This window comes from Pragia fontium DSM 5563 = ATCC 49100, assembly GCF_900112475.1.
In the GTDB taxonomy this organism is placed as follows: Bacteria; Pseudomonadota; Gammaproteobacteria; order Enterobacterales; family Enterobacteriaceae; genus Pragia; species Pragia fontium.
The window spans coordinates 216,078-232,183 of the sequence record NZ_FOLW01000003.1 but is presented as its reverse complement, the minus strand read 5'-3'; the positions used below and the strand labels follow the sequence as shown (position 1 = coordinate 232,183).

At 48.1% G+C, this 16,106-nt stretch carries 13 protein-coding genes and 1 riboswitch; of the genes, 7 read left to right on the top strand and 6 right to left on the bottom strand.

All coding sequences use genetic code 11. From position 1 onward, the window contains the following. Window positions 1-11: 11 nt before the first annotated feature. A complete protein-coding gene (locus BMZ28_RS06735) occupies window positions 12-1,172 on the top strand; it encodes a glutathionylspermidine synthase family protein (protein WP_047781893.1) in 1,161 nt (386 codons plus the stop codon). A gap of 63 nt (window positions 1,173-1,235) precedes the next feature. Here BMZ28_RS06735 and ygiD read toward each other — a convergent pair whose 3' ends face one another. Beyond that, window positions 1,236-2,018, bottom strand: coding sequence for a 4,5-DOPA-extradiol-dioxygenase (ygiD, locus tag BMZ28_RS06730; RefSeq protein WP_074821754.1), 783 nt, complete (start codon window positions 2,016-2,018; stop codon window positions 1,236-1,238). A 317-nt stretch (window positions 2,019-2,335) separates the two neighbouring features. Between ygiD and zupT the strand changes: the two genes are divergently transcribed. Then, window positions 2,336-3,103, top strand: coding sequence for a zinc transporter ZupT (gene zupT, locus BMZ28_RS06725; RefSeq protein WP_074821751.1), 768 nt, complete (start codon window positions 2,336-2,338; stop codon window positions 3,101-3,103). 275 nt (window positions 3,104-3,378) lie between these two features. Here zupT and ribB read toward each other — a convergent pair whose 3' ends face one another. After that, window positions 3,379-4,035, bottom strand: a complete 657-nt coding sequence (gene ribB, locus BMZ28_RS06720) for a 3,4-dihydroxy-2-butanone-4-phosphate synthase (protein WP_047781896.1) — start codon at window positions 4,033-4,035, stop codon at window positions 3,379-3,381. Window positions 4,036-4,145: 110 nt separating this feature from the next. Continuing rightward, a riboswitch (FMN riboswitch) is annotated at window positions 4,146-4,312 on the bottom strand. A gap of 188 nt (window positions 4,313-4,500) precedes the next feature. On the opposite strand from ribB, the gene ubiK reads away from it, so the two are divergent. Next, window positions 4,501-4,752 (top strand): ubiquinone biosynthesis accessory factor UbiK, encoded by a 252-nt coding sequence (gene ubiK / locus BMZ28_RS06715; RefSeq protein WP_047781897.1) that lies wholly within the window; start codon window positions 4,501-4,503, stop codon window positions 4,750-4,752. Between the two features lie 51 nt (window positions 4,753-4,803). Here the strand turns inward: ubiK and yjeH are convergent, their stop codons facing one another. Then, window positions 4,804-6,060, bottom strand: coding sequence for an L-methionine/branched-chain amino acid transporter (yjeH, locus tag BMZ28_RS06710; protein WP_074821748.1), 1,257 nt, complete (start codon window positions 6,058-6,060; stop codon window positions 4,804-4,806). 10 nt (window positions 6,061-6,070) lie between these two features. Continuing rightward, window positions 6,071-7,498 carry a bifunctional D-glycero-beta-D-manno-heptose-7-phosphate kinase/D-glycero-beta-D-manno-heptose 1-phosphate adenylyltransferase HldE gene (gene hldE, locus BMZ28_RS06705; protein ID WP_074821746.1) on the bottom strand — a complete coding sequence of 476 codons (1,428 nt, stop codon included), beginning with the start codon at window positions 7,496-7,498 and terminating at the stop codon, window positions 6,071-6,073. Window positions 7,499-7,622: 124 nt separating this feature from the next. On the opposite strand from hldE, the gene lpxL reads away from it, so the two are divergent. Beyond that, window positions 7,623-8,555 (top strand): LpxL/LpxP family Kdo(2)-lipid IV(A) lauroyl/palmitoleoyl acyltransferase, encoded by a 933-nt coding sequence (gene lpxL, locus BMZ28_RS06700; RefSeq protein ID WP_074821743.1) that lies wholly within the window; start codon window positions 7,623-7,625, stop codon window positions 8,553-8,555. A 46-nt stretch (window positions 8,556-8,601) separates the two neighbouring features. Here lpxL and glnE read toward each other — a convergent pair whose 3' ends face one another. Further along, a complete protein-coding gene (gene glnE / locus BMZ28_RS06695) occupies window positions 8,602-11,442 on the bottom strand; it encodes a bifunctional [glutamate--ammonia ligase]-adenylyl-L-tyrosine phosphorylase/[glutamate--ammonia-ligase] adenylyltransferase (RefSeq protein WP_074821740.1) in 2,841 nt (946 codons plus the stop codon). 35 nt (window positions 11,443-11,477) lie between these two features. Then, on the bottom strand, window positions 11,478-12,770 hold the full coding sequence (locus tag BMZ28_RS06690) for a CYTH domain-containing protein (RefSeq protein WP_074821737.1): 1,293 nt from the start codon (window positions 12,768-12,770) through the stop codon (window positions 11,478-11,480). A 206-nt stretch (window positions 12,771-12,976) separates the two neighbouring features. On the opposite strand from BMZ28_RS06690, the gene BMZ28_RS06685 reads away from it, so the two are divergent. The 3 genes from BMZ28_RS06685 (at window position 12,977) to BMZ28_RS06675 (ending at window position 15,654) form a co-directional block, all read left to right on the top strand. Next, window positions 12,977-13,600 carry a TIGR04211 family SH3 domain-containing protein gene (locus tag BMZ28_RS06685; protein WP_047781903.1) on the top strand — a complete coding sequence of 208 codons (624 nt, stop codon included), beginning with the start codon at window positions 12,977-12,979 and terminating at the stop codon, window positions 13,598-13,600. A 110-nt stretch (window positions 13,601-13,710) separates the two neighbouring features. After that, window positions 13,711-14,943 (top strand): multifunctional CCA addition/repair protein, encoded by a 1,233-nt coding sequence (locus BMZ28_RS06680; protein ID WP_074821734.1) that lies wholly within the window; start codon window positions 13,711-13,713, stop codon window positions 14,941-14,943. A gap of 144 nt (window positions 14,944-15,087) precedes the next feature. Beyond that, window positions 15,088-15,654, top strand: a complete 567-nt coding sequence (locus tag BMZ28_RS06675; RefSeq protein WP_074821731.1) for a hypothetical protein — start codon at window positions 15,088-15,090, stop codon at window positions 15,652-15,654. Window positions 15,655-16,106 lie beyond the last annotated feature (452 nt).

Below are 16,106 nucleotides of genomic sequence, written 5' to 3'. Positions count from 1 at the left end.
GTTAACTTTTAATGATTCGTCAAACCATTGCTGAGCGCCCGAACTGGCGCGAAGTGGCTACAGAATATGGTTTTAACTTCCACACCATGTACGGTGAACCGTACTGGTGTGAAGATGCCTATTACCAATTTACCTTAGCCCAGATTGAAGAGCTGGAAAACACCACCGCCGAGCTACATCAAATGTGCTTACAGGTGGTGGAGAGAGTCGTTAATAGCGAAGAGCTGTTAACCAAGTTTCAGATTCCCCGCCATTGCTGGGAGTTCGTACGCAATTCATGGACCACTCAACAACCGTCACTCTATTCTCGCCTCGATTTAGCCTACGATGGCAAGAGTCCGGCCAAGCTGCTGGAAAATAATGCTGATACGCCAACCTCTCTGTATGAAACCGCATTTTTCCAGTGGATGTGGCTGGAAGATCAGGTTAACGCCGGTAAATTGCGTCACGATGCCGACCAGTTCAACAGCCTGCAGGATAAGCTGATTGAGCGTTTCAGCGAGCTAAAAGCCCTGCACGGTTTTAACCTGCTGCATTTCGCCTGCTGTGAAGATACCGAAGAAGACCGTGGCACTGTCCAGTATCTGCAAGATTGCGCTAACGAAGCCGGTCTGGCCAATGAGTTTCTGTATATTGAAGAAATTGGTCTGGGAGAAAGAGGCCAGTTTACCGATCCTCAGGATCAAGTGATCAGCAATCTGTTTAAGCTGTATCCTTGGGAGTTTATGTTCCGTGAAGTGTTCTCCACCAAGCTGGCAGATGCCGGTGTACGCTGGTTAGAACCTGCATGGAAAAGCATTATTTCCAACAAGGCACTATTACCTCTGCTGTGGGAAATGTTCCCTAATCATCCCAACCTGCTGCCGGCTTATTTTTCCGGTGAAGCACATCCTGAGCTGTCTCATTATGTCACTAAACCGCTGTTCTCGCGGGAAGGTGCCAATATTCAGATTATCGAAAACGGCAAAGAAGTGTGTAAGGTTGACGGCCCTTATGGCGAAGAAGGTATGATTATTCAGCAGTTCCATCACTTACCGCGCTTCAATGATAGCTATACGCTAATTGGCAGCTGGCTGGTAAATGATGAACCTTGCGGCATCGGCCTGCGTGAAGATCGGAGCTTAATTACTCAGGATCTTTCCCGTTATTATCCGCATATTATTTTAGATTAATTCTAACGAATAAAAACGCCCTGAAATATCAGGGCGTTTTTTTATCTGTAATTCTGTTATCCATCACCCTATCTGCACCGACAACATACTTAATGACGCCATTTCAATGCCATCTACCGGAATGGTGATAGACTCACTCGGTTGCTTAGCGCCTAAAATATACAGCAGAGGTAAATAGTGCTCAGGCGTTGGACAAGACAAGGCGGCATCAGAATGCTGCATAAAATTAACCAGCGGATGATCATCACTATCATCGTTTAGGTTATCCCGTACAAAGGCATCGAAACGCAGTGCCCAGTCATAAGGTTGCGGATCCCCCTGCCATTTAACCATACGCAGGTTATGCACCACATTGCCGCTGCCCACGATCATCACGCCTTCACGGCGTAATTCAGCCAATTTTTTACCCAACTGATAGTGATATTCCGCCGACTGCGTGCCGTCAATGCTGAGTTGTACCACTGGGATGTCAGCATCAGGGTACATCTTAATCAGCACGCCCCAGGTACCGTGATCTAATCCCCATTCAGTGCTATCAGACATTACGGCTACTGGCGCTAATAGCTGCTGAACCCGCTCAGCTAACGCTGGCGAACCCGGTGCCGGATATTGCGTGTCAAACAGCGCTTGAGGAAAACCGCCAAAGTCATGAATAGTTTTTGGCTGGCTCATTGCCGTTACTGCGGTACCTCGGGTATACCAGTGTGCTGAAATCGCGAGAATAGCTTTTGGTTTAGGCAATGTCGCGCCAAGCTGACGCCATGTTTGAGTGTAGACATTTTCCTCCAACACGTTCATTGGGCTACCATGTCCCAGAAACAGGGCTGGCATTAAACTATTGTTCATGATAATTCCTCTGCTTTCTGCTCATGTTATTCGATACATCAAGCTGTTACCTGTCTCCTTACAACATCAGGATAAGACAATAATTAACATTGATGGATTATTCTGGTAGATAAATCTAACCAAACAGTGAAATATATGTTAATCCTTATTCAGCAATTTAACAGAAGATAACCATGATAGAGATCGTCAAAAAAACTGAATAATCGGTAATTTGTCTTGCCTATCAAATAAATTGTTGCGATATATTCGTTATTTTTACAGAGTTTGTTATTATCGGCAAATGATAATAATTATCATATAGAGGTGATAGAAGTTTTATGTCGGTTCCACTTATTCTTACTATACTTGCTGGCGGCTCGACATTTATCGGCGCATTCTTGGGCATCATTGGCCAAAAGCCCTCCAATCGCGTTCTGGCCTTCGCCCTCGGCTTCGCTGCCGGAATTATGCTGCTGATATCCCTGATGGAAATGCTTCCCGCCTCGCTGAATACGCCGGGAATGTCCCCAGTACTGGGCTACAGCATGTTTATTGCCGGGCTGCTGGGCTATTTTCTGCTGGATCGTCTGCTGCCACATCAGCATGCCCACGATCTGATGCCAGGACAGAAAGCACCAAGAAACCTGAAGCGAACGGCTATTTTGTTGACGCTGGGTATCAGCCTACATAACTTCCCTGAGGGCATTGCTACTTTTGTTACCGCCAGTACCAACTGGGAACTCGGTCTGGGTATCGCCCTTGCCGTAGCCATACATAATATTCCAGAAGGATTAGCGGTTGCTGGTCCTGTGTATGCAGCCACCGGTTCCAAACGTGCTGCTCTGTTGTGGGCTGGTTTATCCGGAATGGCAGAAATTGCCGGAGGCCTGTTTGCTTTCCTACTGCTGGGTCCGAACGTTTCCCCAGTAATAATGGCCTCAATTATGTCCGCCGTTGCAGGAATTATGGTTGCCTTATCCGTTGACGAGCTTATGCCATTAGCCAAAGAGATTGATCCACATAATAACCCTAGCTACGGTATTCTTTGCGGTATGTCGGTGATGGGACTCAGCTTGATGCTATTGCAGATTTGGACAGTGGGCTAGTTAACCGATAAAAAAGAAGCCGCATTAGCGGCTTCTCTGATTGCTGATAAAACGTAAACGGAAGGAGAGGATTCTGTTGGGGTCGTAGCAGCTTTAGCTGCCGAAGCGCCCCTAAGAATCGTAGGCCTGACGCCCACAGAACTCAAAAACATCCCTCTCGTCCGTGAAACAATGTAAATATTCCTACGTTCTGTTTACGGACGAAATATTCACTGCAGTCAAATTAAATGACTTTATCGGAAGCCGCATTAGCGGCTTCTTTTTATTCCCAACTATCAGCTAGCTTGCTTAGCGTTCTTCAGCTCGATATAAGCAACCAGATCTTCAATGGTCACTACCGGCATATTGTGTTGCTTAGCAAATTTAATAACCTGAGGAGCATTGGCCATGCTGCCGTCATCGTTAGTTAATTCACACAACACGCCAGCAGATTTAAAACCAGCCAAAGTGACTAAATCAATGGTAGCTTCAGTGTGGCCACGGCGGGTTAATACTCCACCATCACGCGCGCACAGCGGGAAAATATGCCCTGGGCTATGCAGACTGGCTTCTGTAGCTCCATCAGCAACGGCAGCACGAATAGTGGTAATACGGTCAGATGCTGAAACACCCGTCGTCACACCTTCAGCCGCTTCAATACTAATGGTAAATGCCGTTTGGTAGCGGCTAGAGTTAGCCGGAACCATCATTGGCAGCGCTAGCTGCTCACGCATTTGTTCATTGATACAAAGACAAACAATACCGCTACCGTGACGAATGGTCAGCGCCATTTGCTCAACGGTCATGGTTTCAGCGGCAAAAATCATGTCGCCTTCATTTTCGCGGTTTTCATCATCAAGTACCATCACACCACGGCCATTGCGTAAAGCGTCCAGCGCCAGTTCAATGCGAGCAATCGGGGTACCAAATTCGGAAAGTAATGTCTGATTCATGGTAAAATAACCTCTTTATTTTTTAAATGGATTACCAGAATCAGGGCAGCTTTTGGAAGCAGGCGTAAACGCCTGAATAACGTAAGGCGAGCGAATGCCCGACCCGTTATCGTTACTCTCTCCCATCCGGACTATAACCGTCGGCCCCGGAATTACACCGGATCTGCTGACCTTGAACCTAGCGTTGGCTAAGTTAAGCGCTCGCGGGCTTTCACTTGGCTGTTACACCTGATGATTTACCGCCGGTGGGGACTTTCACCCCGCCCTGAGAATAAGCCTGAATACTATAGCGCTTATTAAAATGAGGGGCAATCTTTGGCCGCTAATCTTTATTGGATAATGTGCACCAACGCAGACACAAGGTAATCAAATGTTTATACTCTACTCAACAGACGATAAACTAAAGCCTGTCTCCCATTTTTACGGGACTAAATACAGATGCCATCAACCATCAAAGGTAGACGAATGATCGATCCGAAGAAAATTGAGCAGATAGCTAAACAGATTCACGAATCCATGCCTAAAGGCATTCGTGAATTGGGCGATGAAGTCGAGAAGAAAATCCGTCAAGGGCTGCAAAACCAACTGGCTAAACTCGATGTAGTTAGCCGTGAAGAGTTTGATATTCAGACCCAGGTTCTGCTGAGAACCCGTGAGAAATTGACTGCACTGGAAAAACGTTTGACTGAACTGGAAGCAAAAAACAATCAGGAATAGTCAGCACCACAACGTCAATTGAATCGACGGAGCAAATACCTGCTCCGTTAATTATTCTGCCTTAACCGATTGTTCTCTTCCTTTAGGCAAAATCAGCCATAAGACCATAAACATCCCTATCGCATACAGCGTTTTCCAACCGATCATAATCAGCAATAAAATACATAATCCACTACCGATAAAGGCCATAACTTTCGAACGCCCCTTGAGCAGTCGACAGCCGGACAACATACACAGCAGGTAGATAAAAACAAAAATACCGTTAGCATAAACAATTAAAGCATCGAGGGGCAAAGTCAGATAATAGGCCGCCAGAGAAGCAATCAGGCTGCACAATAATACCAACGTCAGCGCATTCAGTGGAGAACGAGAGCGGGAAAGTTGCGCGACCCAAGCTTTCGGTCGATGTTCATAGTTTTGTGACCAAACCAAGCGGGCAAAGCTTTGAGTATAGATATTCAAACTGGCAAAACAGGCTAAATAGCCAATAATGCAGGCGACCCACAAAGCATGGGAGCCAAACAGTTGAACCACAATCGATGGCAGAGATGCCGCAGCAGCCATGTCACCACCGTAGGCATGAAATGCTAACACCGCAACGGTACAGCCCCAATAAACGCCTCCGGCCACTAACATACCAATGAGCAATGCCCGGGGAAAATCACGTTCAGGATTGCGAAACTCTGCCGCCAAATGAGCGAAAGCCTCCAGCCCTACAAAACACCAGAACATCACCGCCAGTGCATTGAACATCGAGTTTGCCGATAAGGTTTGTACCGCTGGCCAGTCAATGGTTGCAGGCGTAATCCCCCCTTTCCACCAAATAGCCACCACCATTGCCACAATCAGAATAGCAATCAACACCTGAATATTGGCGCTCGACCCGGCGCTGCGCATGCCCAAAAACCAGATCGTCAGTAATGTAGCTAGCTGCACCAGCTGTAATCCAAGCTGATCCAAGCCAAACGCCGCCTGCCAGAAACCAGAAGCTATCTGTAATGCTGCCGGTAAACCGACCGGGATCACCGATAAAAATAGCCATCCGGTGACCTTGGCCATATGAGGGCCAAATGCCAGACTCACAAAATGCGCGGCACCGCCAGCATTAGGGAAATGGCGCCCCAATGCAGCGAAAGCAATAGCGATCGGGAACACTAAAAGAATCAGCAGCGGCCAAGCCCACAGGCTACCAGAGTCCGCTATCTGTGCCGCCAGTGCTGGAACGGCAAAAACCCCGGTACCCAACAATGACGTCGACAGTAACCCGATTCCTTGAACTAAGCCGATATCCTGTTTTAAGCCGCTCATTTATTGCTGATTAACCACGCTCTCTAATCGTTTTAATGATATTGCTGGTTGAGCAGCCATCTTCAAAATTCAATACCCGCACATCGCCTCCGGCAGCCCAAACCTCTTTACTTCCGGCAATATCTTCCGGCTTATAGTCACCGCCTTTCACCAGCAGATCCGGCAGAATATCAGCAATCAGACGCTGCGGCGTATCTTCATCAAATGAGACAACCCAATCAACGGACTCCAACGCCGACAGCACAATCATACGCTGAGCCAGCGGATTAACCGGGCGGGTCTCCCCTTTCAGTCGACGGGTTGAGGCATCGCTGTTAACCGCGACAATCAAACGATCCCCTAGCTTACGGGCATTGGCTAAGTAAGAAACATGACCGGCATGCAGAATGTCAAAACATCCGTTGGTCATCACGACTTTTTCACCGCGCTGGCGGGCATGAGCAACCGCCTGCTTAAGCTGTTGTTCGTCCATTACGCCAAAACCGGTATCGGCTCTGCCGCGAATCGCGTTCTCCAACTCAATAGGCGAAACCGTCGATGTCCCCAGTTTACCGACCACCACACCGGCAGCAGCGTTTGCCATAAAGCAGGACTCTTCTAACGATAGCCCCGCCGCCAGACTCACTGCTAATACGCCAATTACCGTATCACCTGCACCGGTAACGTCATACACTTCCTGAGCCTGAGTTGGCATATGGAATGGCTCTTTACCCGGCTGCAATAACGTCATACCGTTTTCAGAGCGAGTGATCAACAGCGCGCTAAACTCGAACCGTTCAATCAGCGCCATACCGCGCTCTACCAGTTGTTCTTCACTTGTACAGTGACCAACGACCGCCTCAAATTCAGACAGATTCGGCGTCAGTAATGTCGCTCCACGGTAACGCTCAAAGTCAGCGCCTTTCGGATCGATCAGTACCGGAACACCCGCTTCACGCCCAAGCTGAATCAGTGACTGAACCGATGTCAACGCGCCCTTGGCATAGTCAGACAGCACTAAAGCCCCTAGTTGAGGCAGTGCGCGCTGTACGCGATCTAAAATAGGCTGAGCATCAACGTTGTCAAAACCTTCTTCAAAGTCGAGGCGTAGTAGCTGCTGGTTGCGAGAAAGCACGCGCAACTTGGTGATGGTTGGATGGGATTCCAGCGTCACAAAGTCACATTTCACGTTAACTTCGTTGAGTTTGGCATCCAATACCCGCGCCGCTTCATCCTGACCGGTTAAACCAACCAATTGGGAAATACCGCACAGGGATGCAATATTCATTGCCACGTTAGCCGCACCACCCGGACGATCTTCTACCACATTAACCTTAACCACCGGCACCGGTGCCTCAGGTGAGATCCGGCTGGCGGGCCCGTGCCAGTAACGGTCGAGCATAACATCGCCAACCACCATTACATTGGCACGGCTAAAATCAGGTAACATGACTTTCATCCCAAACTCCATAAACAAAGACCGCATATATTGTTTGCCAGTTTATCATAATCACGTCATAAAATAGGAATGCGTTAAAAATACCGCTAAACTAATTGGCAATAATTTTCTGATTCGAATCGTTATGTCAAAAAATCATATACGTCCGGAATTTACCCGCGACCTTTTACACCCACGTTATTGGTTGCTGTGGCTTGGCATAGGTGTCTTATACTTGCTGGTACTCTTACCCTATCCCTGGATTAATAGTATGGGCCGAGGCTTAGGCCGTTTTGCTATGCGTTTTATGAAACGCAGGAAAAAAATTTCCAAGAGCAATATTCAACTGTGCTTTCCTGATATGACCGAGGAAGAGCATACCGCCTGGATGCTTAAGAACTTTGAAGCTACGGGTCTGGCGGTCTTTGAAACCGGCATGGCTTGGTTTTGGCCTGACTGGCGGATTGAAAAGTGGTGTACCATTAAAGGTATCAATAACTTAGATGTCGGAAAAACAGAACAGCGCGGCGTTTTAGTTATTGGTATTCACTTTCTGACGTTAGAACTCGGGGCACGTATTATCGGCATACATCGACCCGGCGTTGGCGTTTACCGCCCTCACGACAACAAATTAATGGACTGGCTGCAAACTTGGGGCAGACTGCGCTCTAATAAATATATGCTGGATCGTCGTGATATTAAGGGCATGATTCGTTCCCTCAAGAAAGGCGAGCTTATCTGGTATGCACCGGATCATGACTATGGTCCACGCAATAGCGTTTTTGCGCCATTCTTTGCGGTAGAAAAAGCGGCAACGACGATTGGTACCACGATTCTGGTGCGCGCCGCAGACCCGCTATTAGTGCCATTTATTCCCATGAGAAATGAAGACAATAGCGGCTATAGCCTGATAGTACAGCCACCGCTGGAAGGATTTCCTAAAAAAGATGAAGTGGCCGCCGCGGCGTTTATGAATAAGGCTATTGAACAGCAAATTTTGATCGCACCAGAGCAATACATGTGGCTACATCGCCGCTTTAAAACTCGTCCTGAAGGTGAACCTTCACTCTATCAATAACTTTTGCTCCTCAGTGAAAAATAACGCGATCACTGAGGAGTAGGCTTTACTCTGCCAACCATCTCTGCCAGCTTTGGTTTACCTGCTGACGCTCCGCGGCAAAATGCGCTATCGATACCTTACCCGGCTTATCTTGCAGAGCCAGACGATGAATTTCATCGCGCATAGAAACATACGCATGGGTCAGCGCTGCCGCTTCTCGCTCATCCATAATCTGATAATTAGCCATCAGTTCAAATATCCGCACATTATCCGACCAGCGGGTGAGCTGAGGCTGCTGGTGAGCGTAACGCAACACTAAATATTGGGCGATAAACTCAATATCCGTGATACCCCCTTCATCGGTTTTCAAGTCAAATAAATCAGGATCTTTGTCCGCTAAATGACTGCGCATCTTTTCACGCATTTCACGCACATCCAGCTTGAGCTGGGGCTCATCACGCTCAAGGCTCAGAATGTCATGGCGAGCCCGATCGAACGCTTTATGCAAAATGGGATCGCTGTAAACGATGCGGGTCCGTACCAACGCTTGATGTTCCCAAGTCCATGCTTCATTACGCTGGTAGTCTTCAAATGCATTGATAGTACTCACTAACAAGCCAGACTCTCCAGATGGACGCAGCCGGGCATCCACTTCATACAGCACGCCAGAGGCCATACGTGCACTAAACAGATGCATAATCCGCTGTGCCAGGCGCAGGTAGAACTGGCGGCCATCAATACTGCGCTGACCATCGGTACTGATATGCTCAGGACAATCCACCAAAAAGACCAAATCCAGATCGGAACTATAACCCAGCTCTATTCCCCCCAGCTTACCATAGGCAACCACGGCAAAACCGCGACCTTCTCTATCGTATAAGTGAGTTGGCTGACCATAACGAGCCGTCATTTGGAACCAGGCTTGCTGGACGACTGCATCGATAATCGCTTCCGCCAGATAAGTTAAGTGATCGCTCACTTTCATTACCGGCAATGCTCCGGCAATATCCGCCGCGGCAATTCGCAGTAAATGAGTCTGCTTAAACTGTCGGAGCGCTTCCAGACGTTGCTCTTCGTCCTCTTCCGGCACCCGCAGTAAAAACTGCCGCAGTTCGTCGCGATAAGCGCTTAGCGGTACTGCCTGATACAGTGAATTCACATCGAGTAATTCGTCCAACAGAATTGGATAGCGAGCCAGCTTACTGGCGACCATGGGGGAAGCCGCACACAGACGAATAAGATGGGTCATCGCTAGCGGATACTCTACCAACAATTCCAGATAGGTGGTGCGAGTAACAATGCTAAGAATTAAATGCGTCAGCCTCGGTAATACACTGTCAGCATCGTCTCGTTTACCCACCTCAGACAGGAGTCTAGGCATTAGCTTATCAAGCACATCCCTGCCTCGCTGACCAATCGAGCGCTTATCCACATCATGACGAAATGCCTGCAAATGCTCGCTAAACTGTAAGCAAGATGCCTGATTTAACTGGGGCATTAACAGTGATAGTTCATCTGGATCAAAATCATCTAACCAGAGTGGGCTATACCGTAAACAGTCAGGATCGTCCTCTATATCAGGGCTATCATCGCCGATCAGGTCAGCAAAGATGGCTCTGACCGCAGACATATATTCACTCAACTGCGTTAATAGCGTCGGCCAGTCGGGGCATCCCATACCGGCAGCAAGTCGAGCCTGATCCAATGGATTATCAGGTAAGGTCTGAGTTTGCTGATCGGCAATTGCCTGCAATAGGTTTTCTAACCGACGCAAATAAAGATAAGCGCCGGCCAGCGTCTCCGTCTCTTCCCGGGTTAGCAGCTCCAAATCAGCAATCACCTGCAAAGTCGGCAGCAGAGAATTACCCTGTAGTTTCGGCTCACGACCACCGCGAATAAGCTGGAAAACTTGAGTAATAAACTCAATCTCGCGGATCCCCCCCGCACCTAACTTAATGTTATCCGCCAGACCACGACGGCGGACTTCTCGGGCAATCATGCCTTTCATATTACGCAACGACTGGATCACGCTAAAATCGATATAACGGCGAAATACAAAAGGCCGCAGCATCCGTTTAAGCTCCTCGCTATAGCCATCGTGACCATCGCCCATGATGCGTGCTTTAACCATGGCATAGCGTTCCCAGTCGCGTCCTTGTTCCTGATAGTAGTCTTCCAGCGCATTAAAGCTAAACACCAGCGGCCCGCTATCACCGAAAGGTCGTAAACGCATATCTACCCGGTAAACAAAGCCTTCTGGGGTGATCTGATCCAGCGCTTTAATCAGGCGTTGGCCAAGACGAGTAAAGAACTGGGCATTATCCAGTTGACGGCGTCCTCCCTGAGTTTCACCATTTTCCGGATAGGCAAAAATCAAATCGATATCGGAAGAAAAATTCAGTTCCCCGCCGCCCAGCTTTCCCATACCCAGAATAAATAGCGGTTGTGCAACACCCTCTGCATTTATCGGCGTACCCCATTCCTGACAGCAGAGGCGATATAGCCAATCTCTGGCGGCGATAATCAGGGTTTCCGCCAATATGCTCAGTTGACTAAGGGTCTGCTGGGTATCACATAGGTTAAGGCTTTGTGCCCAGGAAATACGCATCATCATACGGCGACGAAACAGGCGTAAAACCCGCAACAACTCGGCTTCATCTATCACTTCCGCCAGCGCAGCGTTCAACCAAGTTTCATAATGTTGGGCGTCATCGGCTGAAGGTTCCATCAGATGGAACTCCGGCCACCACTCAGGATGTTGAAGTAAGCCATCACTAACAAAGTCGCTCAAAGCCAGTGCCATACCGTCTTGCGGGCTAAACTGAACAGAACCTGCCAAACGCTGCTCCAATTCAGACTGTCGTTTAATCCGCTGAGCATCCAGTAATGGGGAAAGTGATAACATAGGGCATCCTTTACACAACCAATAGAAAAAACGGGTTATACGTGCTGAGAGCTATTCAGCCAGAAAAGCGGTTGTTCCATCGCACTGCGACGCAGTAAATCGCGATCCCCCTCGGCATTAAACAATTTCTGCCAGACATCAATATAAGGCAGCGACTGCTCTGGGTCATAGGCGCCAGACAACAGATAAAAATTGATGATTTGCCGTTCAAGACGCGGCTGTTGATCGTTATAGCCATCGTTAGTTAACGGCTTATTGAAAGCCTCTTTCAACTCAGAGCGGCAGCGGGACATCATCACATCGGCAAAACGTTTGAAGGAACCAGAGAGCTTCTGTTTACCTTTCTCATCGATAAACAACCGCCAGCCTTTGTTCATCAACCACGCCATCACCGCTAGCTTTAACTGCAAATAGCCGGGCTGCTCACATATCGAAGCAACGTCCTGTTTACTTTCAAGCTGCTGCTCTAACGTTACCAAACGTTCACGTAGCGAAGTTGTCGCTTTTCGCGGAATCATCCCGCCAAAAACCACCAGAATTTGACGAATGGTGGTCAAAGCATGCCTGACGCCATATTGAGCCTGCGTTTCACCGTCAAACCAATTGGCTTCATTACGCTGCCAATACGACAGCGCCCATTCCAGTGCTGCTTCCAGCCCCTGTTCAGTATTGGCTTTATCCGATACCGTCAATATTACCATTTCAGCCTCAGGTAGCTCAGCAGAACCCGCTAGCAGTCGGTATCCACGCGCGGCCTTACTCTGGCTACCAAGACGTAATCCCTCAACGGTAGTCAGTTGCTGCGCCAGCGCTAGCATATCCGCGGCATTGCCCTGTTTAAGCTCCATTTCCAGTTCACCGATCGGTTCGCTTAATTCACCGGCTTGAATGATGCCCTGATCGAGGGCGATCTCTATCTGGCTTTGCTGGAAATTTATCAACCACGTTTCTCGTTTAAAGTCGGTAGTAAACAGTGGATTCAACGTCTCTTGCAGCTCTGCTACATTCATATCATCAGGCCAAACATCTTTCGGCAATAATGAGATATCTAATTTATCGTCCGGTAAGTCAATATTATATTCCTGACGATGGGCGATACCGCCGACCACGCTTCCAGCTGACTTCAACGTCATTTCATAAGTCTGATTGCATCCCCTGACGCGTAACCCAAAGCGATGGGAACGCAGCACCCCCAGTTCTGAGTCGTAGTAAGTATTCGAGAGCTGTAATACTTCATGAGCTTCACACTTCCAGCCTGTTATTTTTTCCGGTAATGCGGCAAGAGCCGCAGGACTGGCAATGAACTTTAATTCTATTTCAACGGTCATAATAGTTTCCGCGGTCAGAGTCATTCGAGGAATAAACGATAATTATCGTGGTATTAGTGTAGTAATTTACGCTATCGGTGAGGTAAAAAACCACCTGATTTATGTCCTTTATTCAGACGTAACAAGGTTTTTACATTGCACCAGCTCCCTGAACGCTCTACTATCCGTACATACGTCATTTTTCTGAGAAGATAAAAATACCGACAATGCTTACATTAAGATCAATTACTATCGCCTTATTGGCATCCCTTAGTATTGCCGCATTTACCGCAACCGCGGCTGAAACCAGATATATCTCCGATAATCTGATTACCTATTTACGCGGTGGTCCATCGGACAACCACCGTATTACCGGCGCAATTAATGCCGGTGAAAAAGTCGAACTGCTTGCTGTGAATAGCGGAACCAAGTATGGACAAATTCGTGACGCGAAAGGTCGTACCGCTTGGATCCCATTAGAACAACTGAGCACCGACCCTAGCCTGAGCGAGAAAGTTCCTGCACTGGAGCTACAGGTTAAAGAGTTAACCGATAAGTTAACCAATATTGATAACAGTTGGAATCAGCGCACCGCCGATATGCAGCAAAAGGTCGCTAGCAGCGATGGCATTATCAATGGGCTAAAAGATGAAAATCAAAAGCTAAAAGATGAGCTGGTTGAAGCGAAGAAAAAAGTGAGCGATATCAGCCTGCAATTGGATGACAAACAGCGCACCATTATTCAACAATGGTTTATGTACGGCGGCGGTGTTGCCGGCATTGGTTTGCTGTTAGGTCTGATTCTGCCTTATCTGATCCCACGTCGTAAAAAAGATCGCTGGATGAACTAATCTGATTTTTATCGTTTAAGTTAACCCGATACCAACGCCGGCACTCTTTGTCCGGCGTTTTACGTCAAACAGCCTGACATATTATTGAACCAAGATTTTCCGGAGAGACAGTGAAGACCTATCTTGTTGGCGGAGCCGTCCGCGATCGCTTATTAGGATTACCGGTACATGAATATGACTGGGTCGTCGTGGGTGCAACGCCAGAACAAATGCTGGCCATGGGCTATCAACAGGTAGGGAAAGACTTCCCGGTATTTCTGCATCCCACCACCCATGATGAGCATGCGCTGGCGCGCACTGAACGTAAATCAGGCCCCGGATATACCGGCTTTACTTGCTATGCCGCTCCGGACGTTACGCTAGAACAAGATTTACTGCGCCGCGACTTAACTATTAACGCCATTGCATCAGACCCCGATGGGAATTTAATCGATCCTTATCACGGCCAGCAGGATCTTGAACAACGCATTTTGCGTCATGTCTCCCCAGCCTTTCGTGAAGATCCATTGCGGGTACTTAGGATTGCGCGTTTTGCTGCGCGCTATGCCCATCTGGGCTTCACCATCGCACCAGAAACCCAACGCTTAATGATAGAGATGGTGAACGGTGGCGAAATTTCCAGCCTGACGCCGGAAAGAGTCTGGAAAGAGACGGAAAAGGCGCTGGCGACCCAATGCCCACAGGTATACTTTCAAGTCCTGAGAGATTGCGGCGCACTGGCGGTCCTGTTTCCGGAAATTGATAATCTGTTTGGTGTACCTGCTCCGGAGAAATGGCACCCTGAGATTGATACCGGCATTCACGTTTTAATGGTACTGGAAGTGGCAGCACAGCTCAGCGATGATATTGACGTACGTTTCTCAGCGCTGTTGCATGATGTCGGTAAGGGTTTGACCCCACAAGAGATGTGGCCTCACCATCACGGTCATGGATTAGCGGGCGTCAGGCTGGTAGAAAATATCTGCCAACGTTACAAAATCCCGAATACCACCCGAGAACTGGCTCGTCTGATGTCGGAATTTCACGATCAAATCCATACGGTATATAAATTACGCCCCTCAACCATGCTTAATCTGTTTAATGCTATTGATGTTTGGCGTAAACCCCAGCGGCTGGAACAAATGATACTGGTTAGCGAAGCAGATTATCGCGGTCGTGCCGGCTGGCAGAATAAACCCTATCCTCAAGCCGATTACCTGAAGCAGGCTTACGCCGTTGCCAATGGCGTATCGGTGAAAGAAATTATTGATGCCGGGTTTAGCGGTGCCGATATTAAAACCCAACTAAATCAACGTCGGCTCGCGGCGTTAGATGCCTGGAAAAAAACTCAGCCCGAAAATTGAAAACCCAGCAGTTCATCTATACTACATATTGATAGAGATTAAATGGATTACATCTCGTCCTGATTGCGCATCATTTGCATTTCTTCAGGCCGATGCCGCAGACAGAATTAATTTATTTAAACTTATCAATATGAGTAATGAACGATGAAAATAAAAATTCTTCTACCTACTCTCATCGGTATGACTTACGCCGCCGCCGCTTTAGCCGTTTCCCCGGGTAACTATGATACACGTTTTAACATCAGCGCTCAGGTGCCCGGCAGCGCAATGATTACCACCCCGGAAGGAACGCCCATCACACAATTGGATATCCATCTGATACCGTCCGGTAGCCCTTATGCTGCTCCAGCAACGTTGTCTGCTGATACCGTTAGCATCAGGCCACTACGGTTATGGAGTAACAGCAGCGCCGATGACAAAGTTAGGCTTACGTTGGACGATGGCAATTCCGCCACCGGTCGGCCTTTTACCCTCAATAGTAGTTCTGGCGCTCAACTGAATAAAATGGAATATAAAATTTCCACTATCGACCATACCGGTAAGAAGGCGTTTCTTTACTCTGGTGCCCAGCACGACTATCTACTGACTCGTCATGTTGGTTATGCAGAACAAGAAATCGCGTTCGTCTTTGAATCGCAACGAGTGCATAACGCTTATAAACCGGGGGATTATAGCGGTGTGGTTTATGCCAATGTTGCAGTTATGCCGTAGTGATTCTTTTCACATGATAAAAGCTTCCCATATTTATTTGGGAAGCTTTGCTTGATGATAAACCTTCTTAAATCAGCAAACGTGAATGTTCCGGCTGTAAAAACAGTGAGCGAATATGGTTATTGTGCTCAGCCGGAAGACCATCTGTATTCAGCTATGAAGAGCGTTGTGCCTAGCCGGATTAGGGGCGCTCCGGTAGCTAAAGCTACTACGACCCCAACACCCGTCTTTCCCAACGATTGAGTTCTGCTAACAAAACTTTTTAAATCAGCAAAAGTGACAATGTCGGCTGTAAAAATAGTGAGCGAATATGGCTATTGTGCTCAGCCGGAAGACCATCTGTATTCAGCTATAGAGAGCGTTGGGCCTAGCCGGGTTAGGGGCGCTCCGGTAGCTAAAGCTACTACGACCCCAACACCCGTCTCTCCCAACGATTGAGTTCTGCTAACAAA

Coding starts and splice junctions, on each gene's coding strand:
- BMZ28_RS06735 (WP_047781893.1), top strand. CDS start 12: ATGATTCGTCAAACCATTGCTGAGCGCCCGAACTGGCGCGAAGTGGCT.
- ygiD (WP_074821754.1), bottom strand. CDS start 2,018: ATGAACAATAGTTTAATGCCAGCCCTGTTTCTGGGACATGGTAGCCCA.
- zupT (WP_074821751.1), top strand. CDS start 2,336: ATGTCGGTTCCACTTATTCTTACTATACTTGCTGGCGGCTCGACATTT.
- ribB (WP_047781896.1), bottom strand. CDS start 4,035: ATGAATCAGACATTACTTTCCGAATTTGGTACCCCGATTGCTCGCATT.
- ubiK (WP_047781897.1), top strand. CDS start 4,501: ATGATCGATCCGAAGAAAATTGAGCAGATAGCTAAACAGATTCACGAA.
- yjeH (WP_074821748.1), bottom strand. CDS start 6,060: ATGAGCGGCTTAAAACAGGATATCGGCTTAGTTCAAGGAATCGGGTTA.
- hldE (WP_074821746.1), bottom strand. CDS start 7,498: ATGAAAGTCATGTTACCTGATTTTAGCCGTGCCAATGTAATGGTGGTT.
- lpxL (WP_074821743.1), top strand. CDS start 7,623: ATGTCAAAAAATCATATACGTCCGGAATTTACCCGCGACCTTTTACAC.
- glnE (WP_074821740.1), bottom strand. CDS start 11,442: ATGTTATCACTTTCCCCATTACTGGATGCTCAGCGGATTAAACGACAG.
- BMZ28_RS06690 (WP_074821737.1), bottom strand. CDS start 12,770: ATGACCGTTGAAATAGAATTAAAGTTCATTGCCAGTCCTGCGGCTCTT.
- BMZ28_RS06685 (WP_047781903.1), top strand. CDS start 12,977: ATGCTTACATTAAGATCAATTACTATCGCCTTATTGGCATCCCTTAGT.
- BMZ28_RS06675 (WP_074821731.1), top strand. CDS start 15,088: ATGAAAATAAAAATTCTTCTACCTACTCTCATCGGTATGACTTACGCC.